The organism is Mesorhizobium sp. B2-1-8 (assembly GCF_006442545.2).
Classification (GTDB): domain Bacteria; phylum Pseudomonadota; class Alphaproteobacteria; order Rhizobiales; family Rhizobiaceae; genus Mesorhizobium.
Genome location: NZ_CP083952.1, coordinates 3,366,389 through 3,385,000, shown reverse-complemented (window position 1 = coordinate 3,385,000; position 18,612 = coordinate 3,366,389). Strand labels below are relative to the sequence as shown.

Sequence of the window (18,612 nt, the reverse complement as noted above, 5' to 3'; positions counted from 1 at the left end):
CGGCGCACCGCCCTCGTTCGTGAGGCGTATATAGTCGCCACCCCGACAAACTGTCAACACCGCTTTCTCAAGTTTTTGAACTTTTTCGTGGAGATATCCACGGGGCCGAATTGGTGAGTTGGCTAGGCTGAGTTTCCACGCCGCTTTCAGCGATTGATCGCGCCTGGCTGCCGCCACGCTCTCAGACGGGCTGCAGGCGCCAAGTGTGGTCGAGTCACAAGACCGCAACATCGCCACGGTGCTCCGCCGCGCCTTCCTCTTCCAGGGCCGCGACCAGCTTGACTGCGGACTCCCAATGCTTGGCAACATCGCTCTGCGTCCTTTCCCGGCTCCGGCTACCAACCGGCAAGCTTCCCGCGATCGCCTTTAAAAGCGGACATCCGTACAGATGGATTCTGCCATACATGGACTAGCGCCTGTTCGACACGCGCTGAGGCGCTCTATGGGGGTTTGCCAAGCCTACCACAACCGGGCCGCGCAGCCATATCAACGCGATGGATCGGCACCTCTGCTTCTCACCGCTCGCGCAGGACCTCCTGCTTGTATCGCATGAGCGGCGAAAGAAGGTAGCTGATGATACGTTCGGTGTTTCCGGGCCACCTTTCGGGAGTGGCCGCAATCTGTGAGGTTGCCGGTTCTGCATTGGGATCGGAGATCGGCTTGTGTCTGGACTTGACCTTACGCTTGACCCTGAGCGACAGCCTCGACGTTTCGAGGTGATCAACGGTGCTGGCGGCCGGCGTCAGTGGTCGGTGGATGACAAAGCCCGGATCATTGAGGAGACTCTGGAGCCGAACGCAATCATTTCCGAGGTCGCCCGCCGGTATGGTCTGAGGCCGCAACAGGTCTTCGCCTGGCGTCGCGAAGCGCGCAAACAGACCGTTTCGGTGTAGCAAGATTCTCCCGCCTTCGTGCCGGCGGTGGTGGGGGCGCCGGAACCCATAGCCAGGCATCCACCGAAGCAGCGGAACCCGAAAGCCACCCGAGACGCCAGCGTGATTGAGCTTGAGATCGACGGCATCGCCATGCGCGTTGGCCGTGGCGCCGATACCAAGACAGTGGCCGCTGTAATCCGCGCGCTGAAGGGGACGACGTGATTGGGCCGACGGGTGCGGTCAAGGTGATGGTAGCGACGAAGCCAGTGGACTTCCGCAAGGGTGCTGAGGCTTGGCCGCCCTGGTGCGCGAGACGATGGGCGCCGATCCGTTCAGCGGCGCCGTTTACGTCTTCCGCGCCAAGCGCACCGACTGGATCAAGCTGATCTTCTGGGACGGCACCGGGGTCTGCCTTATGCAAAGCGTCTGGAGGATGGCGAGTTCCGCTGGCCGAAAGTGCATGACGGCGTGATGCGGTTGACGGCTGCACAGCTCTCGGCGTTGCTCGAAGGCCTCGATTGGCGGCGAGTCCACGAGCCGCGCCGGACCCGCATTCCAGTTCAGGCGGGCTGACCCGCGACGAAGTGAATCAGCGTGGATTCCGCTGTCGCGGGCCGTCGGCCAATATGGTCTGATCGGCTCATGGCGATGACGGCTGACCAGCTTCCCGACGATCCGGATGCGCTGAGGGCGATGGTCCTGGCGCGCGACATCGAGAATTCCCGTCTGGTCCAGATCACTAAGGAATTGCAGCGCCATCGCTTCGGCCGTCGTGCTGAGACGCTGCCGGAAGACCAACTGCTGCTGGGACTTGAGGAAGCCGAGCAGATCGAGGCGGCCGGCAGGAGGAGAACGAACAGGCTGCTCCCACGGAGCGACAGGCGCGTGTCGCCAAGCGTCGGGCGAACCGCGGCGCGTTGCCACCCCATCTGCCGCGCACGGAGATGGTCGTCGACATCGAGGACCATGCCTGCCCGTGTTGCCGCAACGGCCTGCATCGGATCGGCGAAGACGTGAGCGAGCGGCTCGACATCGTGCCGGCGCGGCTGCGTGTGATCGTCGTGCGCCGGCCCAAATATGCCTGCCGCGCCTGCGAGGACGTTGTCGTTCAGGCTCCGGCACCCGCCCGGCTGATCGAAGGCGGCCTTCCGACCGAGGCAACGATCGCCCAGGTCCTAGTCTCCAAATATGCTGACCACCTGCCACTCTATCGTCAGGCGCAGATCTACGCCCGGCAGGGCATCAATCTCGACCGGTCGACGCTCGCCGACTGGGTCGGCCGTGCCGCCTGGCATCTACGTCCGGTGCACGAGCGGCTGCTTGGAAAGCTGAGGTCCTCACCAAAACTCTTCGCCGACGAGACGAAGGCGCCGGTGCTCGATCCGGGCCGCGGCAGCCCGCGATGACCGACCATGGAATGGCGGCGACCCGCCTTACATCCGCGCCTCTGAACTCAGGGCCGTGGCCTGAGAACACCGCTTACGATGATGCGGCGTGAGCCGGTCTTGATCTCGACCGTGACCGACATGCCGGGTGACAGATCGGCGGATCTGCCCTCGATCCGCATCTGGGTGCGGTCGAGCGAGACGCGCGCTACTTAGGCGAGCCCCTGCCCCCGCGTCTCGGTCGTCGAACTCTCTGCTGCGGATCGTGGCTCGCCTGAGGCACGTCGCGTTTTTCATTGTTGACGGCGTCGTGCGAGACGCCGAGCACGCGCCCGTGCAAGAGCCCGTAGCGCGTGAAATTGAAGGTATTTTGATCTCCGCCTCCTGCCCGGGAGAAACAAACCCGATATCGCTGTTCGACACCATGGCCTCGATCTCGAGGGCAGCGTCGGCCGGCACGACGACCGCGAGCGACTGCGCCGGCGTGACGACGCCTCCGGTCAAGATCGAACAGATAGAGCTGGCGCGTATCGCCCTGAAGAGACTCGGCCTCGTTGGCAAAGGCACCAGCGCGATCGCGACCTACCCAGGATGAGCTCGACAAGCTGATCGCCGACTTCGATGAAAATCCTCGTCAGATCGCTCCGGTCAGCTTGATCATACAGGGGTGTCCGCCACGGCACGCAGGTCCAAGGGTTCGCCCATATCCTATTAATGCCACCCCACAAATTCGCCTCGGTATGCCGTTGTCGGGTGGCGCTGTTGTCGCCTAACGGAAAGCCCTGGACATCTGGTCAGCGAACGGTTTCAGCAAGTACGACCATACAGTTCGTTCGTCTGTGCTGATGTGGACTTCGGCAGGCATGCCTGGCTTCAGGACCTTGGCTTCCGTTAAGCAGTCCGACTTGTTTTCAACCTTGATACGCGCTGAAAAATACGACAACTGACGCTGTTGGTCCTTGATCAAATCGGCGGATATGCGCTGAACCCACCCTTGGCAGGCGGGTGTAGTACCGGCGTCGAACGCAGGAAAACGAATTGATACTGGTTGGCCGGCGCGAATGTCATCTACACGCGACGGCGGGATTAGGGCGTCGACTACGAGATTGTCCGTATCCGGCACAATCATCATGAGCACTTCTCCGGGGCCGACGACACCGCCTACCGTGTGGATCGATGATTCTTGAATTGTTCCAGACTGCGGAGCCCTGACCGTACTTTTGCTCAGCTCATCCTGAGCTACTATCTTGCGCTCCTTCAGCTCGGTGCTCTTGGCTTCGGTCTGGCGAAGCTCGCTTGTGACATCGGCGCGCTTTTGTTCGTCGAGTTGGAGAATTTGCAGCGCAGTTTCGCTAACCCGAGCCTCCGCTTCGGCGACTGCAGCGGCCAGACGTCCCGATTCTCCGTGAGCTCGCGTGCTATCCAATCTCGCCTTGCTCAATCTTTCCTTTGAAACCAATTTCTTAGAATACAACGCTTCGACATCCGTGAGGTCGTGATCCAGCAAAGCCACCGCTTCATCTTCCGCCGCTTGCTCTGATTTGAGGCCGTCGATCTGACGTTCGAGTTGTCTTGTGCGACTTTGCAATTGAGCCTTCTGACCTTTGAGTGCCGCCGCACGGCTGTCGAACAAGGCGCGTTCACCACTGACAAGAGCCGCCAGCTCAGGGTTGCTCATCCTGGCCTGGACAGCTCGCGGGACCTGGATTTCCGGAAGGCTTTGCCGTTCCGCCTCCAGCCGGGCAAGGCGGATAGTCGCGCGATCGAGATCCTCGCTAATTATTTGCAGATTAGCCCTCGTCAATGTGTCATCCAGCTTGACCAGCACGTCGCCGGCTTGAACATGATCTCCGTCCTGGGCGAAGATAGCACCGATCGTACCACCCGTGAGATGCTGAACTTTCTTGATGTTGGTCTCTACCACCACTGTGGCTGGCGCAATCACCGCGCCGGCGATCTTGGTCAAGCCGACCCACAGCCCGCAGCCCAAGACTACTAGAAAAGTCGTTGCAAGACCTAGCATCAGATTGGCGCGAACGCCGTCTTGCAATCCGAGCACATCCTCCCCGGTGGCATATGGCGCCGTGATCGTATCAGACACTTGGAAGAATCTCAGGCATGCCCGCTGACGCCCTTGTGAAGGGGCACCACCGGACTTGGACGCTCTGCAGCTGGAAAGGGTCGGACCACGTTCGCCAGCACATCCTCGCGCGAGCCAAAGGAATGGAGCATGCCATTGGACATGACGAGAACCCGATCGATGTTGGTGAGAGCCGACGGACGATGAGCCACAATGATGACAATCCCACCACGCTGACGAACGCTCAGGATCGCACCGGCCAGCGCAGCATCGCCACTGACGTCGAGATTTGAATTAGGCTCGTCAAGAACGACAAGAAATGGTTCGCCATAAAGTGCCCTGGCCAGTCCCACGAGCTGCCGCTGCCCCGCCGACAAAGCAGTGCCCCCTTCCCCCACGCGCGTTTGAAAACCGTCTGGAAGTCGCATGATCATCTTGTCGATACCCGCCGCCCTGGCGGCAGCCATAACGCCTTTGGGATCGCCTTGGCCGCCAAACCTCGAGATGTTGTCCGCGACTGTACCATCAAACAGTTCAACGTCTTGCGGCAGGTAACCAACATGAGCGCCAACCCGCTCCGAACTCCATTGCTCGAGCGAGGCTCCGTCTAACCTGACCGTTCCGCGAAGCGGCTTCCACGCACCGACCAGGGCGCGAACGAGCGTCGTCTTGCCAGAGCCGCTCGGGCCGATAACGGCCATGCCGGAGCCTTTCGGCAATTGGAAAGTCACGTTTAAGACGGTCGGCCTCGACACGCCCGGCGGCGCGATCGTCAGGTCTTCAACCGCAAGAAGTGCCTGCGGGCGGGGCAATTCCATGGGCTCGTTGTGATCGTCAAAAGTGCTGAGCACGGCCGCCAACTGGGAGAAGCTGCGCCTAGCAGCCAGGAAACCCTTCCAGTTTGCGATCGCAATATCAACAGGGGCCAGCGCGCGGCCCAGCAATATGGATGACGCGATAATCACGCCAGGGGATGCTTCGCCGCCAATAACAAGATAAGCGCCGAGCCCTAAAACCGAGGATTGTAACGCCATGCGAAGTGCCTTGGTTAGCGAGCCGGCTGCGCCTACGACGTCGGAAAGCCGCTCCTGGTACGCCAGATAGGCTCGGGTCGCTTCGCTCCAGCGATGGCCAATCCGGTTGGAAAGACCCATAGCGTGCACAACTTCGGCGTTGCGACGCCCGGAATCGGCAAGAACGCGTTGCGATAAAAGTGCTTCGGACGCGTGCATCGCCGGTCCGCGCGCAAAAATTTCCGCCACCACTGTCAGGGTAATGACAACAGCCGCGCCTGCTGTGGCTAGTATTCCAAGCGAAGGGTGCAGAAGATAGATGATCACCAGATAAAATGGTATCCAGGGGGCGTCGAAGACGACTGTCGGTCCCAACCCGGAAAGAAAGCCGCGGAGTTGATCCAGATCGCGAAGCGGATGAGTCCTGCTTGCGTCCTCTCCGGCAATGAGCGGCAGGGACAGTGAGATGGCGAAGACCCTTTGCTGCAGAGTTCTATGGAGCCGACTGCCAATCCGCACCAAGAGGCGAAGCCGTATGAAATCGAGCACTCCATAGACCGCATACAGACCAAGCATCCCAATAGTGAATCCGACAAGCGTCGGAATGCTCTGTGAAGGCAGAACGCGATCGTAGATCTGCAGCATATAGATGGATCCTGTCAAAGACAGAATGTTGATGACCGCTGAGAACAGACCGACACCGGCCAGCCCAGGAACACAGCCTGAAAAAGCCGAACGCAAATCCATCGAAGGCCCGTTCCATCGCTTCATGGTGCGCGACCCTCTACGAGAAATGGCCGCATGGACTCGCTTGTCCTGCCGATTGTAAACACCCTCTTCCTTGCTAGCCCTGTCCCGCACCGAAAGCATTAAGCGTTGCTAAGGTATCTGCCTTCGGTAAAAATGTAGCAAAATCGTGACGCTTTTCCGAGAAACCCAAGGCTTCCTTGCCAAAAGCGGTGGATAAGATAGCGGGGGGTGGGAAAGTTTGCAGCGACAGCGCCGCCGAAGTCAAAACACGGTTTTTAGACCCGTGTGATTGCGACCCGGCGGTGCGACCAGCCTATCGTTTGTTTGCAACCACCAAAAAGTGTTGCGCAAGGGAGCCAGGCAGCTTGAGCGTTTTTGATGCCTTCTCCACTGGCTCGATCAATGCCTGGCAAAGGCCAGGCAAAAAGTGGCCTGGCCGAGGCAGATAACCGTAGGGGATCAGGTGCTCAACGATGAAACCAGACGATACGAGCAATTCGTTAAATCGACTGGCGCTCAGCGTGTTGCGGAGTGTGCGTCCAAAAACCTGATTTAGCATCCGGCAAGCTACGCCAACTGGCGAGGTTGCGTTCATGTGTACGTTGGCCACAAGCCTGCCTTGGTCGTTCAGTTGGTCGTGTATCGCGGTCAGGGCCTCTCGTCGCAGAGAATCCTCGGCATTCAGGAAGAAACGAAATGCGGTTACAACGTCGAACGTTTCGCCGAGCGGGTCGACTGTCATATCGATGTGCCGCAGTTTCACATTGTCTGGGACCCGTGCACAGGCGAGCATAGCCCCGGAGACATCGACCCCCACCACCTCGTCAAACAGTTCGGCGGCTATGTTGGTGATGCGGCCGGTGCCGCACGCGAAGTCGAGGCACTTTCGGCCGGCACCACCCATGGGACCGAGAACGTCAACGAGAAGGGGCTTCTCAATTTTTGTCCACAGGGCGCCATAGTAGCCGGACTCGTGTGTCTTGTTGTAGTGCTCACCATAACCCCGGGCACAGTGGCTAATGCGATAATTATCCGAGACTTCATCCCCTTCCCGATCAGCCCGCCGATTCTGCCACACTCTGGCCTCAACAGCTCGGGGGCTCGTCTGAGGAACTTTCAAGACAGGTGTCTCAAACGTGCAGATTGCCGGGCCGGCCGCTGGTGCGACTTCAGTTGACTGCATTGGAGAGGCGCTTGGCTTGGACTGGATCTTCACGAAACCCTCCGTTCCATTTTGGTTGACGGTCGAACTTTGAGCCAGCGGCCTCCCCACGCGAGTCCGACACACTTGCTTACTGGATGGCCACGCCTTCGAGGTCACTGCTGAAGGTCGCCTCGATGGTATCTCCGGGCGCAACGACGGTATCCTCGTCGGCAGCCAGCTTTCGCCATTCCTGGTCGACCTTGCGAATGATCAACACCTTGGCGCGGATTGTTTCCCCAGCCATAGGCAAGGGTCGGGCCGACGCTCCGGATGGCTGCAGTTTCTGGCTTGCGGCGTGAAGTTTTGCGGTGTTGTCCGCCAAACGCCCATCTGTGTCCTTCAATTCGGTCAGAAGACCAATTTTCCGTTGGTTCTCAGCGCGTTGCAGCTGCCTTGCATAGTCATCTTCCTGGCGACGCGCCCTCATCAGTTCAACTGACGTCTGAAGAGCACCGCTTGACGACAGAAGCAAAGCTCGCCGAACGTCGGCGAGCCTGTTGTTGGTGAGGTTGCCCGATTCAAAGACCTTCGTAACCCTAGCCAGATCGTCTTGGTCTGCCTTGACGCCGTCGTTTTCGACCTGTTGACGCTTGAGCAGAACGTCGATCTGATCTGCCGTGTCTTTCTCGCCTTTTTCGAGATAGCTCTGCTCCGCCTGAAAATCGCTGATTGAAATCTTCAAGGCCTCCGCTTCAGCCCGCGCTATTGCGGTACCGACACTGGCAGGCAACGGCGATCCCTGCGGCAGGTGTTGGTCAAAGCTCGCCTCACCTTGCAGTTCGGCGCGAATTCGAGCGCCGTGAAAGTAGTCCTTGATATACTCGCCCCAAAGCGATTCATAGTCGCGGCGCAGATCAACCGGATCGGGTCCCGCTTGGCCTGCTCTTGAACGCAAAAGGCTTAATCCACCGGAAACGGCTATCGCCTGTCGAACTGTCATCAGCGGGCGATACGGCTGCTGCCCCGGAGTAAGGACATCGCCGGTGACATAGATTGGCCGATATTCCGCGATTACCGCGGTCACGTCGCTTGGCTTGATGATAATCATTTGCTCTCGCCCGTCCTGCAGCCGCGCGCGAAAAATCTTTGTCGGCAAGATTGTTTCCATGCGCGTCTGCAGTTGAGTCGGAGTAAGGCCGGCAACCGATACCACGCCAACTTCGGGAAGCGCGATCGTGCCGTCCATCTGGACCACGGCACGCTGAATTCGCTCAGGAATCGAAGCAATTCCTATTTCGACGACATCTCCTGGAGACAATTGATAGACAAGCGGGGCGTCTGCCGCAGCGACCTTTTGGGCGGCTGATACCGCGACGAGCGCGGCGAGTAGAATTCGCTTATCGAAGCCCATTTGCCACAATCTCCTTCTGGCTCGACGTGCCCGACACTGACCAATCGACACGGGTGACAAAATCGTGGACCGGGCCGCCCGGCGCGCCCCAATTGCTTGACCAGACAACCTGCGAGCCGTCTGGGGAGGGCGAGGCGTGTGTCTCGCTCCAGTAGTCGAAGACGACATTTCGCGTCTCCGCGATGCGACGAACATATCCACTGCCATCAGTGCGCAGCGCGATCACTTCCCTTGCGTAAGGCGCCCAATCGGGATGGTTTGACACTTCCGCCGGATCGCCGGCGTAGCTCAAGAATACCCAGCCCGGCCTATTCAAGGCCCGTAGAGACGCGTGCTGGGCTTCGCCGTATTTCATCAGTGAGGTGACCGCCCCATCCGAGATCCGCCGCTTGATGACTTGATACTTGTCCGGTTCCGATTTGCTGATGCCCACATAAATTTCGCTGCCATCGGCATCGACGGTCATATCGCCGTGACCAGGCCGATGATGCTCCGCCCATTTCTGGCGCAAGACACCGTCGACGGAGAAGATCATGATCTGGTCCGTCCCGTCTTCAAGGTTCTGAAAGCAAAGAACGTTGGTGCCTAGCGGAGAGATCGAGCAGGCGCGGTTGGCCCCAGCAAGTTGAGCAAGATCGATATCCTGGAACTTTCGCTGCTGCTTGAGATCGTAGGCGAAGGCCACCATTTTGCCGTCCGCTCGAACCGCGCGCACGACTATGCGATTGCCATCCCGGCTAGGGTTGCCTTTGTTAGGGCCGAACTGAAGATTGCTATAGTTCGTCGCGTGAAAAATCACTTCCTCACGATTGGTGCGCGGCGTCCACCTGGAGATTGCCCTGCCCTGGACGCAGATCATCTGGCTCGGTTCCTGCGGGTTCCACTCGCATCCGCCCGATCGGTCCCGGTGGAAGAGCGGGGCGTAGGTGTGTCCGTCGAGGAAGCACATGCCACCGCAGCCGTTGCTGATGACAAGAAGGCTTTGGTCAGCGCTCCAGGCTTGGGCGCTCGAATAGCGATGACTGCAATACTTCCTTCCACACACGACTCCATTGCCAAGGTTTCCGGGTTTGGTAACGCGCGTGAAGCTGTTGCCCGATGCCGGATCTTGCGTTGACTGGAGATAGCCCGGCAGGTCTGCCGGCAACGACACTGTCGGTGGAATGACGTTTTGCGACCCGATCGCGACGTGTAGATCGATGGGTAAGGCCGCTGCAATTAACATCAGAGCCGATGCGTAACGGTGGCCGAAAGTCATGTCATGTAGCCCATTTCGCGACGTACCCGACCTTCGCTGAGACGCGACCGCCACCAATCAATTGTTCGCCCCAAGCCATCGCGAAGGCTGGTCTGCGCCCGCCAACCAGTCTCGCTTTCAAGACGCGTGGAATCAGCCAGCAAGGCGCGAACTTCTGAGTTTTGCGGCCGGAGACGACTTTCGTCTCGATGAACGGCCTTTTTGGAGCCGCTCAACTCAAGAACGAGATCCAGTACGTCCGAAACAGTCACGGCGCGCTGGCTCCCGGCATTGTAGGCATTGCCGAATTCGAGACCAGACAACCCTGCCGTAAGGAATGCCGCCGCTGTGTCTTCGACAAAGGTGAGGTCGCGGACCGGACTTGTATCGCCGACCATGATTGCCGGGCAATTTGGGTCCAAGGCCTGGCGGATGATGGTCGGCACGATCGCCCGTTCACTCTGACGTGGCCCGTATGTGTTAAAGGGCCGCATGATCACGACAGGAACATCGAAAGACCTGGCGTAGGACTGGGCCATCATGTCGGCGCCGATCTTCGATGCCGAATAAGGCGACTGTCCCTGCAGCGGATGCGTTTCGCCGATTGGCATCGTCAAGGCGGTGCCGTAGACCTCGCTAGTCGAGGTGTGAACGACGCGTTCCGTCTCCCACTGGCGAGCCGCCTCAAGTACGTTCACCGTGCCCAGGATGTTATTTTCCACATATGACTGAGCGGCTGCGTAAGAATATGGAATAGCAATGAGCGCGGCCAGATGAAAAACAATCGACTGACCTCGCATGATCCGGTTCAGGAAAGCGCTGTCGCGAACGTCGCCACGCACGAGCTTCAGCTGGCTTCGAACTGTGTCGGGCAAATCATCCAACCACCCGTGACTGTCAAAGGAATTGTATAGCGCAAGGGCAGTGACATCCGCGCCGTTGCGTACGAGTGCCTCGGTAAGATGAGACCCGATAAATCCATCCGCACCTGTCACCAGAACCTTCTTGCCCTTGTAGCTCATGACCAAGCATTTCCTCGTCCGACGTGAGACGCTGTCTTTTCGTTAGCATTCATTATGTGAGCCGGCGGCGACGGCACCCGGCCGAGAACGGCCAGGCAGCCGCGCACAATCCAGACGATGTCCGAAGCGATCGTGCGCTGCGAATAATACGCGAGGTCGATCTTTGCCTTGGCAGGAAAGAGGACTTCCCGGTAAAACAGCAGCGGCTCCGCCGAGAGAGGATAGAAACGGGCCTCGTGGCGGAACAGGACTTGGGTTGGACCCAGCAACCCCGGTTTGTATTGGAGAATGGCCTTAAGCTCGCCCTGGAAACAGTCAGCGAAAGCCAGACTTTCTGGACGCGGTCCGACTATCGCCATCTCGCCTCTCAAAACGTTCCACAATTGCGGTAACTCGTCGAATTTTGTTGCGGCGAGCAGCCGACCTAGAGGCGTCATGCGGCTGTCACCCGCCATGGTCAATGCCAAGCCCTGAGCGCTGCATTTGGCAGCGAATTTGCGAAATTTGTACATGCGAAAGGGCCGTCCCCCGGCGCCAATGCGGATCTGCACAAACAAGATGGGTCGACCGCCTTCGAGCAGGATTCCTAAAGCGACTAGCATCATCAGCGGCGCCAGCATGGTGCCTGCAACGCTTGCCACAACGAGATCGATCGCGCGCCTACCGAACCCATGCGCGTAGCTTGGGACCAAGCGCCCATGAAAGGATCGAACCGAGGCGTTCATGCGGCGGTACCCGTTTGTGCGCAGCGGTTGACCACGCGTGCCAGCGTGCCCACAACCGTTTCTATGACGGGGGCGGTGATCTGGGGATGCAGGGGAAGTGTCAACTCTCGGTGTGCAAAGTCCTCTGTTCGGGGCAAATGCGTTCCAGGAGAGAGCTCTCGATAGAAACTCATCTGATGCACCGGCGGATAGTGGACGGTGGTCTGTATCTCCTGGTCCCGCAATTCGTCGACGACGTCTTGCCGGTTAACGTCGCGCGGCAGAAGAATTGGCATGATATGGTAAGCCGACGTCCGCGGTTCACTGAATGGAATGGTCACGCCGGGACAATGCATGGCAACCAGGCGCCGGTAGAGGACGACGAGGATGCGCCTAATTTCGTTCCATTCCCGCAAGTTCTCCAATTGAACCAGTCCTATGGCGGCCCGCAGTTCGTCCATGCGGTAGTTGAATCCGAGCATGGTGACATCATACTGTGCCGTGCGGCTGTTCAGCCGCTGATGTGTCCCGGTTGTCATCCCGTGGCCGCGGGCTTGTCGAATCCGTGCCCGCAGGGCCGGATCTTGAGCAATGACAGCGCCTCCTTCTGCCGTTGTCATGTTCTTGTTGCCATAGAAGCTGAAAGCGGCAGCAGCGCCAAACGTGCCAACTTCTTTCAGGCCGGGCGCATGCGCGGCATCCTCTATTATATGTAATCCCCGAGCGCGGGCGAATGTCTGCCAATCTTCCCGGTTGGCGAGGTAGCCCGCAAAGTGAACGAGCACCACTGCCTTAGTGCGTGACGTGCACCGCGCTTCCGCTTCCACCATAGACATCAATGGGACGTCGACGGATTCGATGTCGACGAAGACTGGCGTGGCGCCCACATAGAGGACCGCATTCGCAGTCGCTACGAAGGTAAGCGACGGTACAAGCACTTCGTCGCCCGGGCCAATCCCGAGTCCGTGCAGTATCAGATGAAGGGCTGCGGTGCAGGAACTGACCGCAACGCAATCTTCCGCGTTGTGCATTCTGGCAAATGCCTCTTCGAAAGCCTGCACCCGCTCGCCCATAGTCAGCCAGCTGCTATCAATTACCTTTGTGAGCGCATTCTTCTCCGGCAAGCCCAGAATAGGGGCACTCACCAAAAGCATCATTACCTCCCGGATCTTTGTGGTCGTTATGCTGCGGCTGCGGCAACCTCTATCGAGGATGGCTGCTCTTCCCACGAAATTGCTTGAGCATTCTGGAAGTCGTCGACGCGGCCGATATCAAGCCAAACGCCATCATGTTTGTAGACATGGACGACCGTACCCTTTTGCATCATTTGCAGCATTAGATCGTCAAAACCGAATGGTATTCCTGATGGTATAAACATCAACACATCCGGATTCATGCAGTAAATACCCATGCTAACCAAGTGCGAAAGGGTCGGCTTCTCACGGAATACCTTTACGGTATTGTCGACTTCGTCAATGACGCCGAAGTCCATCTTGTGCAGGCGGCATGCGGTGGCGATTGTCACCGGGTCCTTGTGCATCCGATGCGCTGCAACAAACCGGCTCAGGCTCAAATCGGTGAGGACATCGCCGTTGAGCACGACAAACGGTTCGGTAAGTTCATCTCTAATCAAGGACAGAGGCCCAATGGTGCCGAGCGGCTCCATTTCCTGGGTGTACTTGATCTTAAGATTCCATTGTGAGCCATCACCGCAAACGCTTCGGATCAAATGGCCGAGATAGCCAGTCGTGATATAGATTTCTTCAATGCCATTGCGCCGTAGCCATTTCAAAAGCAACTCAAGAACGGGCCGGGCACCGATCGGCATGAGCGGCTTCGGCAAGACCGACGTGAAGGGCCGAAGACGGGTTCCCATTCCACCGCATTGAATTACCGCTTTCATCCGAACCTCCCTAAATCATACGCCCGAACGCCATCGCCACGGGTCGTTCTTTACGCTAGCGTCCAGGAATCGCGCCTTCTATTCCGTTAGGAATTTAAGGTCCGGTGAGGCTTCTGTGATCCTCACCCGCGCCAATCCAGAACATCGTGGGGGAACGCTATCGTGATCGTCGGGTAGATGTCGTCGTGCATTTGAATGGTACCGAGGCAACGGTTCTGGTGTTGAATGAGCCGGCAAAAGGCGTCACCTCGGCCGACGCCGGAACGAACCCATAAGGAGGTGCGAAAAAAACCAGGGCATTTTCCAATCACATGCTAAAATATGGAGGGGTGGAATGTGCAGCAATGGGGCGCTGCGGTTTGAAGTAGATCGATGAGTGGGGTCGCTTCAAGGCTCGTCACCGATCGGCGTAGCTCTGTGGGAAGTGAGATTGCGAGAGCCGAGTAAGCGTTGGGATAGTCGAATGTATCGAATCGTTATCGCCGATGATCACGGCCTGTATCGCCGCGGGCTGAGGCTCGCTCTGATGGCAGGCATTCCGGGTGTCGAGATTTTCGAGGCAGCATGCTTTGACGCAGTTGTCAGGTTGCTGGAAGAGCAAGCATCCATCGATCTTGCGATCCTGGACCTGAACATGCCTGGCCTATTCAACCAGGAAGTGCTTGGCGACGTTCTCGTTGCCCACCCTGACACACGCTTTGCAATTGTGTCCGGCAATGATTCACGCGCCGAGATCCTCACCGCTTTGTCGATCGGTCTTCATGGCTACATCGTCAAATCCCTAAACGACGAGGAAGTCGTGCTCGCCGTTAATGAGATCCTGGCCGGCCGAATATATGTTCCAGCGCTGCTGTCTCGAACATCTGCCGGGCCTGCGCCGCTGCCACTCCAATCATCGGAGAAACGCACGAACGCCGATAATCTGGCCAGGCTGACCGCCCGACAGAAGGAGGTGTTGAAGCTGATGGCGGAAGGATATTCGAACAAGGAGATTGCTCGCCATTTGGAAATTGCCGAAGCGACGACCAAAATCCATGCCGGCGCTGTCCTGCGCGAACTGGGAGCGCGAAATCGGACAGAAGCGGCCCTCATGCTCCAAACCTGGCTGTCGAAGAACGTGAGTTAGGATTCGATTTCCTTGCGTGAAAGCCGCAGCGAATATCGCAGGCCTCGCTCCAATATTTCCAACTTTGGCGAGTGACCTACAAGAGGCGCCCCGTCCAAGCCGATTATCATGGAACCGAAACCGCGACGCACGGCGGTTGACGTTTGCCGTTGTCCGGATTCAAACCAGTTGAAAACAATGTCGCTCGAAGCGTCTTCGGACTCATAAGCCCATTGGACCTCAAGTTGACCCCGTGAACCGCCCAGCGCGCCGTATTTGACGGAATTGGTCGAAAGCTCATGAAGGATCATTGCAAAGCTCTCGGCCGGTCCTGCTGGCATCATAACCGCTGGACCGGTGATCTTGATGTCGTGCGTGTCCATGTAAGGCCGCAATTCCTGCGTGACGAAATCATGGAGCAGCGCCGACGAACCGGCATGGCGTGAAAGGAGTAGATGCGTCACCTCAAGTGCGCGGATCCGATCGAGGAGGGTCTGCTTGTATAGAGCAACATCGTTGCCAGGCGCCTTGACGATCTTCACCAGGGCCATGATGACAGGGAACAGATTGCTGAGCCGATGACGCTGCTCGAGCATCAGACGCTCCCTTTTTTTTGCGGCGGCGCGCAAAAGCGTGGTTTGCCGACGCTCGGTTAAATCGGCAGCAACCCCGACTCGCACGGCACGTGAATCCTGTATTTCCTCTCGCCCACGCAGAGCAATCCAGCGCATATTCCCGTCCTCTGCCCGTCGAACGCGAATCTCGGCGTCATAATTCATGCTTGTCGCGTGCCTCGTCGAGGATGCGAGTTTTGGCCAGTCTGCCGGATGTACGACCCCGGCAAGCTCCTCCAGGCGACGAACGGCGCCTGGCGGCATGCCCAAGATGTCCCAGAATTTGGCCGAACCGGTCACCGTCGCGTCTTGGCGATCAATCCGCCACGTGCCAAGACGTCCGGCAGAGAGGGCGAGATCAAGCCATTCCTTCTGAGCCCGAAGGGCTTCTCGTGCGGACCTTCGTTCCGATATGTCGTCGACAACCACGAATACGCTTCTCGAAGGAACACCATCGGACGCGGCCGAAGACAGAGTGAGCCGGGTCCAGAATGTCGTTCCGTCTTTTTTTGACAAACGGACCTCCGAACTTGATGAAGACCCATCTGCATCTAAGCGCTCCAATGTCGCTCCGAAGGCATCTCTATCGTCAGGATGGACCAGTTCGCTGAGCCGCAATCGTGCAAGCTCTCCCTCGCTGTAGCCGGTCATTTCGCATAGGCGCGGGTTGGATTGCAGTAACTCACCGCTTTGATTGGTGTTTGCGAAGCCCATAGCGGCGTGCTGAAAAGCCCAACGATAGCGGCTCTCCACCGCCTCGACCGCCGCGAGGCGTGCCTCCGCAACTTCAACCGCCGCGTGCAAGTCCTGGCTTAGGCGGTGGAATGTAAGCACGGTTGTCCAACCCGACAACAGAAGCAGAATCGCCCGAGTCCAATCGGCTGCCGGGATTTGGCCGACCAGAAGCCCGCGAGCCGACATACCGGCGGCCGCCATCAAAAGTGTCGCAACGAGTGCCGCTGCGCGACCTTCAAGATAAACGATGATAATAATGGCCGGAATAAAGGCGATAAATGTGGCGTCTTGACCCACTTTTGCTGCGCCCGTTACTTCGACTGTTATCGAAGTAACCAGCACCGCTAGAGAAGCTAAGTGAGTCAGCGGCGAGCGAGCCCCGTTCGGATTCGCAGTGCGCTGATGCCAATTCATAGGCCAGACTACGTCCTTCTGACTAGATCGTTCAGACTAAGCCACAAATGATTGCCTAGTGCCAATGCTGGATTGCCTAGCCTTGATACCCGGCTAGAATCAATCGGAAGAGTTAAGAACGCTGCATCCATTGAATGTGGCGCAGAGTTCCCGAGGCTCGGCTTCGAAACTGAAAAAACATCGCGCTATCGAAGAGAGTTCGAGTGATCTGTGATGTGCCTACTTCATTAGGCAAGTTAGTTGGGGCAGGAAAATGACGCTCGTTGACAGACGGAACGATCCCGTTGTGAGCCTTCGAACCATTCCGTGGAGGAACCAACATGCTCGCAACGCCTATATACCGCACCGTCCCGCAGCATCCGCCTTCGATCGACCGGAAGGAAAAATCAACGAAAGCAAGCGAAGAAGCATGGAATCAATTGCCGGTATGCTTGACCGGATCGGCTGTGGTTATCTCCTGCTCGACGGCCAGAAGAAGGTAGTCGAATGGAACGCCGCCGCGCAAGATACCTTCGAGCGGCAAGGTGAGGCAGCCGCTACCGCCACTGAGCTTGCCGCCGCGCTCAAGCGGCTCGTTGCCGGAGTTCCGATCCGCTTGCTTCCGGGTTCATTGTCGTGGGTAGTTATTCACTCTCGGGGCGACCGGCCGGTGATACTTAACGAAGGAGGCGCTGTCGCGCCGGACGGAACGAGTATCGTCGCCTTAATGGATCGTGGGTACAGGTCGGTGGCCAATCCTCAAACCTTGCAAAGGATGTTCGGACTGACAAGCGCCGAAACGCAACTTGCGCTTCGCTTGGCTCAAGGCGATGCGCCTTTGGAGATCGCCCGCAGTTGGCGTCTAAGCCGGACTACAATTCGGTCTCAACTCGCGTCATTGTTCGCCAAAACCGAGACGAGCCGACAAGGGGAATTGGTGGCTCTTCTTTCTCGCATTTCGGTTTTGCCCTGATAATCGCCGGCGTCGTCTCCGATCCAAGGGGCATAGATTGCGATTTGGTCAACGCAGATCGCCAAAGGGACATTCGAGATGATCGAGCCAAATTCCGCAGGTCAAGAGGCTGCCGAGAATTTACCCGATGTGGCGTCTCTTTCCGCAATCGAGGGGTTTGCCCGAGCGCGTTCGGACCAAGCTCTGCTCGGCCTTGCGCGCGCCGGCCCGATTGTCGTCACAGGGGCTGCAGGTTTCATTGGCTTTCATGCCGCCCGACGGCTCTTGCACCATGGCGTCAATGTTATAGGCGTTGACAACTTCAACCCATATTACGATCCACGGCTGAAGGAAGCGCGTTTCGAACTTCTTAGTGCCGAGCCTGGGTTTAGCGCGGTTCGGATCGATCTGTCCGACCGTGGACGTGTTGAATCGCTGTTTTCCGATTTTCGTCCCTCTCACGTCGTGCACCTCGCCGCCCAAGCTGGCGTTCGTCATTCACTCGTCGATCCCCATGCCTATGTCCAGTCGAACGTTGTGGCCTTCCTAAACGTTTTGGAGGGCTGCAGGCATGCTGGTATCGAACATCTGGTCTACGCATCGTCGAGCTCAGTTTACGGCGCCAATCGTACGATTCCGTTTTCCGAACATCACGGCGCCAATCATCCCTTGAGCCTTTATGCCGCAACCAAACGTTCAAATGAGTGCATGGCGCATTCATACAGCCATCTGTTCGGTTTGCCGGTCACGGGACTGCGTTTCTTCACGGTCTACGGCCCTTGGGGGAGGCCCGACATGGCTGTTTATGCATTCACGCATGCCATTGCACAGGGTCGAACGATCGACGTAGCGAATGCGGGACGCGCCTGGCGGGACTTTACCTACATTGACGACATCGTCGAAGGCGTGATTCGAGTGCTTGCGGCGCCGCCATCCCCCAATTTGAATTGGGATAGCTGCGAACCTGACGCCGCCACCAGTTCGGCGCCATATCGGGTCTACAACATTGGCAACGACCGACCCGAGGAGATCAATCGGCTGATCGCCATAATCGAGGCCGCCCTTGGACGCCGGGCGCTACGCGTCGACGTGCCACTGCCTGCCGGCGACGTTTTGGAAACGCGTGCCGATGTCAGCGATCTCCGCCGCGCTGTCGGTTTCGCACCCTCGACAACGCTAGTTGACGGAGTGTCCCACTTCGTCAAATGGTATCACGAATTCCATGAAACTTGCGCGGCCTGATAGGCTAGAGTATCAGTCTTGGTCAAGGAATGTCTGCCGCCCATTTT

At 58.1% G+C, this 18,612-nt stretch carries 14 protein-coding genes and 3 pseudogenes; 6 read left to right on the top strand and 11 right to left on the bottom strand.

The genetic code is table 11. The features are described from left to right. Positions 1–662: 662 nt before the first annotated feature. The 3 genes and pseudogenes from FJ970_RS33910 to tnpC all read left to right on the top strand — a co-directional run. The gene (locus FJ970_RS33910; protein WP_181178793.1) at positions 663–893 is read left to right on the top strand and encodes a transposase; all 231 of its coding nucleotides are present in this window, start codon (positions 663–665) and stop codon (positions 891–893) included. 200 nt (positions 894–1,093) lie between these two features. After that, positions 1,094–1,448: pseudogene (gene tnpB / locus FJ970_RS16540) on the top strand (IS66 family insertion sequence element accessory protein TnpB). A 69-nt stretch (positions 1,449–1,517) separates the two neighbouring features. Then, a pseudogene (tnpC, locus tag FJ970_RS16535) lies at positions 1,518–2,336 on the top strand (IS66 family transposase); the annotation flags it as partial. Here the strand turns inward: tnpC and FJ970_RS16530 are convergent. From FJ970_RS16530 to FJ970_RS16485, 10 genes and pseudogenes are all read right to left on the bottom strand, one after another. Then, positions 2,329–2,758 (bottom strand): annotated as a pseudogene (locus FJ970_RS16530) (HlyD family efflux transporter periplasmic adaptor subunit); the annotation flags it as partial. The pseudogenes tnpC and FJ970_RS16530 sit on opposite strands and share 8 nt — an antisense overlap. 271 nt (positions 2,759–3,029) lie before the next feature. Continuing rightward, positions 3,030–4,361 (bottom strand): HlyD family type I secretion periplasmic adaptor subunit, encoded by a 1,332-nt coding sequence (locus tag FJ970_RS16525; RefSeq protein WP_224598646.1) that lies wholly within the window; start codon positions 4,359–4,361, stop codon positions 3,030–3,032. A gap of 11 nt (positions 4,362–4,372) precedes the next feature. Then, positions 4,373–6,100: a type I secretion system permease/ATPase gene (locus FJ970_RS16520; protein WP_227791810.1), complete on the bottom strand. Its 1,728-nt coding sequence runs from the start codon at positions 6,098–6,100 to the stop codon at positions 4,373–4,375. 316 nt (positions 6,101–6,416) lie between these two features. Next, positions 6,417–7,319 (bottom strand): class I SAM-dependent methyltransferase, encoded by a 903-nt coding sequence (locus FJ970_RS16515; protein ID WP_227791809.1) that lies wholly within the window; start codon positions 7,317–7,319, stop codon positions 6,417–6,419. A gap of 76 nt (positions 7,320–7,395) precedes the next feature. Continuing rightward, the gene (locus FJ970_RS16510) at positions 7,396–8,658 is read right to left on the bottom strand and encodes a polysaccharide biosynthesis/export family protein (RefSeq protein WP_140764247.1); all 1,263 of its coding nucleotides are present in this window, start codon (positions 8,656–8,658) and stop codon (positions 7,396–7,398) included. Then, entirely contained in the window at positions 8,645–9,916 is a 1,272-nt protein-coding gene (locus FJ970_RS16505; RefSeq protein ID WP_140764244.1) for a hypothetical protein, read from the bottom strand. The genes FJ970_RS16510 and FJ970_RS16505 overlap by 14 nt, the downstream gene beginning before the upstream one ends. Further along, the gene (locus tag FJ970_RS16500; RefSeq protein WP_140764241.1) at positions 9,913–10,917 is read right to left on the bottom strand and encodes an SDR family NAD(P)-dependent oxidoreductase; all 1,005 of its coding nucleotides are present in this window, start codon (positions 10,915–10,917) and stop codon (positions 9,913–9,915) included. The genes FJ970_RS16505 and FJ970_RS16500 overlap by 4 nt, the downstream gene beginning before the upstream one ends. After that, positions 10,914–11,642 carry a sugar transferase gene (locus FJ970_RS16495; RefSeq protein ID WP_140764238.1) on the bottom strand — a complete coding sequence of 243 codons (729 nt, stop codon included), beginning with the start codon at positions 11,640–11,642 and terminating at the stop codon, positions 10,914–10,916. Before FJ970_RS16495 ends, FJ970_RS16500 begins: the two co-directional genes overlap by 4 nt. After that, on the bottom strand, positions 11,639–12,775 hold the full coding sequence (locus FJ970_RS16490) for a DegT/DnrJ/EryC1/StrS family aminotransferase (RefSeq protein ID WP_140764264.1): 1,137 nt from the start codon (positions 12,773–12,775) through the stop codon (positions 11,639–11,641). Before FJ970_RS16490 ends, FJ970_RS16495 begins: the two co-directional genes overlap by 4 nt. 26 nt (positions 12,776–12,801) lie before the next feature. Beyond that, on the bottom strand, positions 12,802–13,524 hold the full coding sequence (locus FJ970_RS16485) for a nucleotidyltransferase family protein (protein WP_140764235.1): 723 nt from the start codon (positions 13,522–13,524) through the stop codon (positions 12,802–12,804). Between the two features lie 463 nt (positions 13,525–13,987). Between FJ970_RS16485 and FJ970_RS16480 the strand changes: the two genes are divergently transcribed. Continuing rightward, complete coding sequence (locus FJ970_RS16480; RefSeq protein ID WP_140764232.1) at positions 13,988–14,650, top strand: LuxR C-terminal-related transcriptional regulator; 663 nt, start codon at positions 13,988–13,990, stop codon at positions 14,648–14,650. Here the strand turns inward: FJ970_RS16480 and FJ970_RS16475 are convergent. Beyond that, positions 14,647–16,392: a sensor histidine kinase gene (locus tag FJ970_RS16475; protein WP_140764229.1), complete on the bottom strand. Its 1,746-nt coding sequence runs from the start codon at positions 16,390–16,392 to the stop codon at positions 14,647–14,649. The two genes, FJ970_RS16480 and FJ970_RS16475, sit on opposite strands and share 4 nt — an antisense overlap. Before the next feature lie 253 nt (positions 16,393–16,645). Between FJ970_RS16475 and FJ970_RS16470 the strand changes: the two genes are divergently transcribed. After that, positions 16,646–17,344, top strand: coding sequence for a helix-turn-helix transcriptional regulator (locus FJ970_RS16470; RefSeq protein ID WP_140764226.1), 699 nt, complete (start codon positions 16,646–16,648; stop codon positions 17,342–17,344). 78 nt (positions 17,345–17,422) lie between these two features. Then, a complete protein-coding gene (locus FJ970_RS16465) occupies positions 17,423–18,565 on the top strand; it encodes an NAD-dependent epimerase (RefSeq protein WP_140764223.1) in 1,143 nt (380 codons plus the stop codon). The last annotated feature ends 47 nt before the right edge of the window (positions 18,566–18,612 follow it).

What these genes read in the sequence shown, in the direction of transcription:
- FJ970_RS16520 (WP_227791810.1), bottom strand. Translation starts at nt 6,100, where the DNA reads ATGGATTTGCGTTCGGCTTTTTCAGGCTGTGTTCCTGGGCTGGCCGGT.
- FJ970_RS16510 (WP_140764247.1), bottom strand. Translation starts at nt 8,658, where the DNA reads ATGGGCTTCGATAAGCGAATTCTACTCGCCGCGCTCGTCGCGGTATCA.
- FJ970_RS16505 (WP_140764244.1), bottom strand. Translation starts at nt 9,916, where the DNA reads ATGACTTTCGGCCACCGTTACGCATCGGCTCTGATGTTAATTGCAGCG.
- FJ970_RS16500 (WP_140764241.1), bottom strand. Translation starts at nt 10,917, where the DNA reads ATGAGCTACAAGGGCAAGAAGGTTCTGGTGACAGGTGCGGATGGATTT.
- FJ970_RS16495 (WP_140764238.1), bottom strand. Translation starts at nt 11,642, where the DNA reads ATGAACGCCTCGGTTCGATCCTTTCATGGGCGCTTGGTCCCAAGCTAC.
- FJ970_RS16490 (WP_140764264.1), bottom strand. Translation starts at nt 12,775, where the DNA reads ATGCTTTTGGTGAGTGCCCCTATTCTGGGCTTGCCGGAGAAGAATGCG.
- FJ970_RS16485 (WP_140764235.1), bottom strand. Translation starts at nt 13,524, where the DNA reads ATGAAAGCGGTAATTCAATGCGGTGGAATGGGAACCCGTCTTCGGCCC.
- FJ970_RS16480 (WP_140764232.1), top strand. Translation starts at nt 13,988, where the DNA reads ATGTATCGAATCGTTATCGCCGATGATCACGGCCTGTATCGCCGCGGG.
- FJ970_RS16475 (WP_140764229.1), bottom strand. Translation starts at nt 16,392, where the DNA reads ATGAATTGGCATCAGCGCACTGCGAATCCGAACGGGGCTCGCTCGCCG.
- FJ970_RS16470 (WP_140764226.1), top strand. Translation starts at nt 16,646, where the DNA reads ATGACGCTCGTTGACAGACGGAACGATCCCGTTGTGAGCCTTCGAACC.
- FJ970_RS16465 (WP_140764223.1), top strand. Translation starts at nt 17,423, where the DNA reads ATGATCGAGCCAAATTCCGCAGGTCAAGAGGCTGCCGAGAATTTACCC.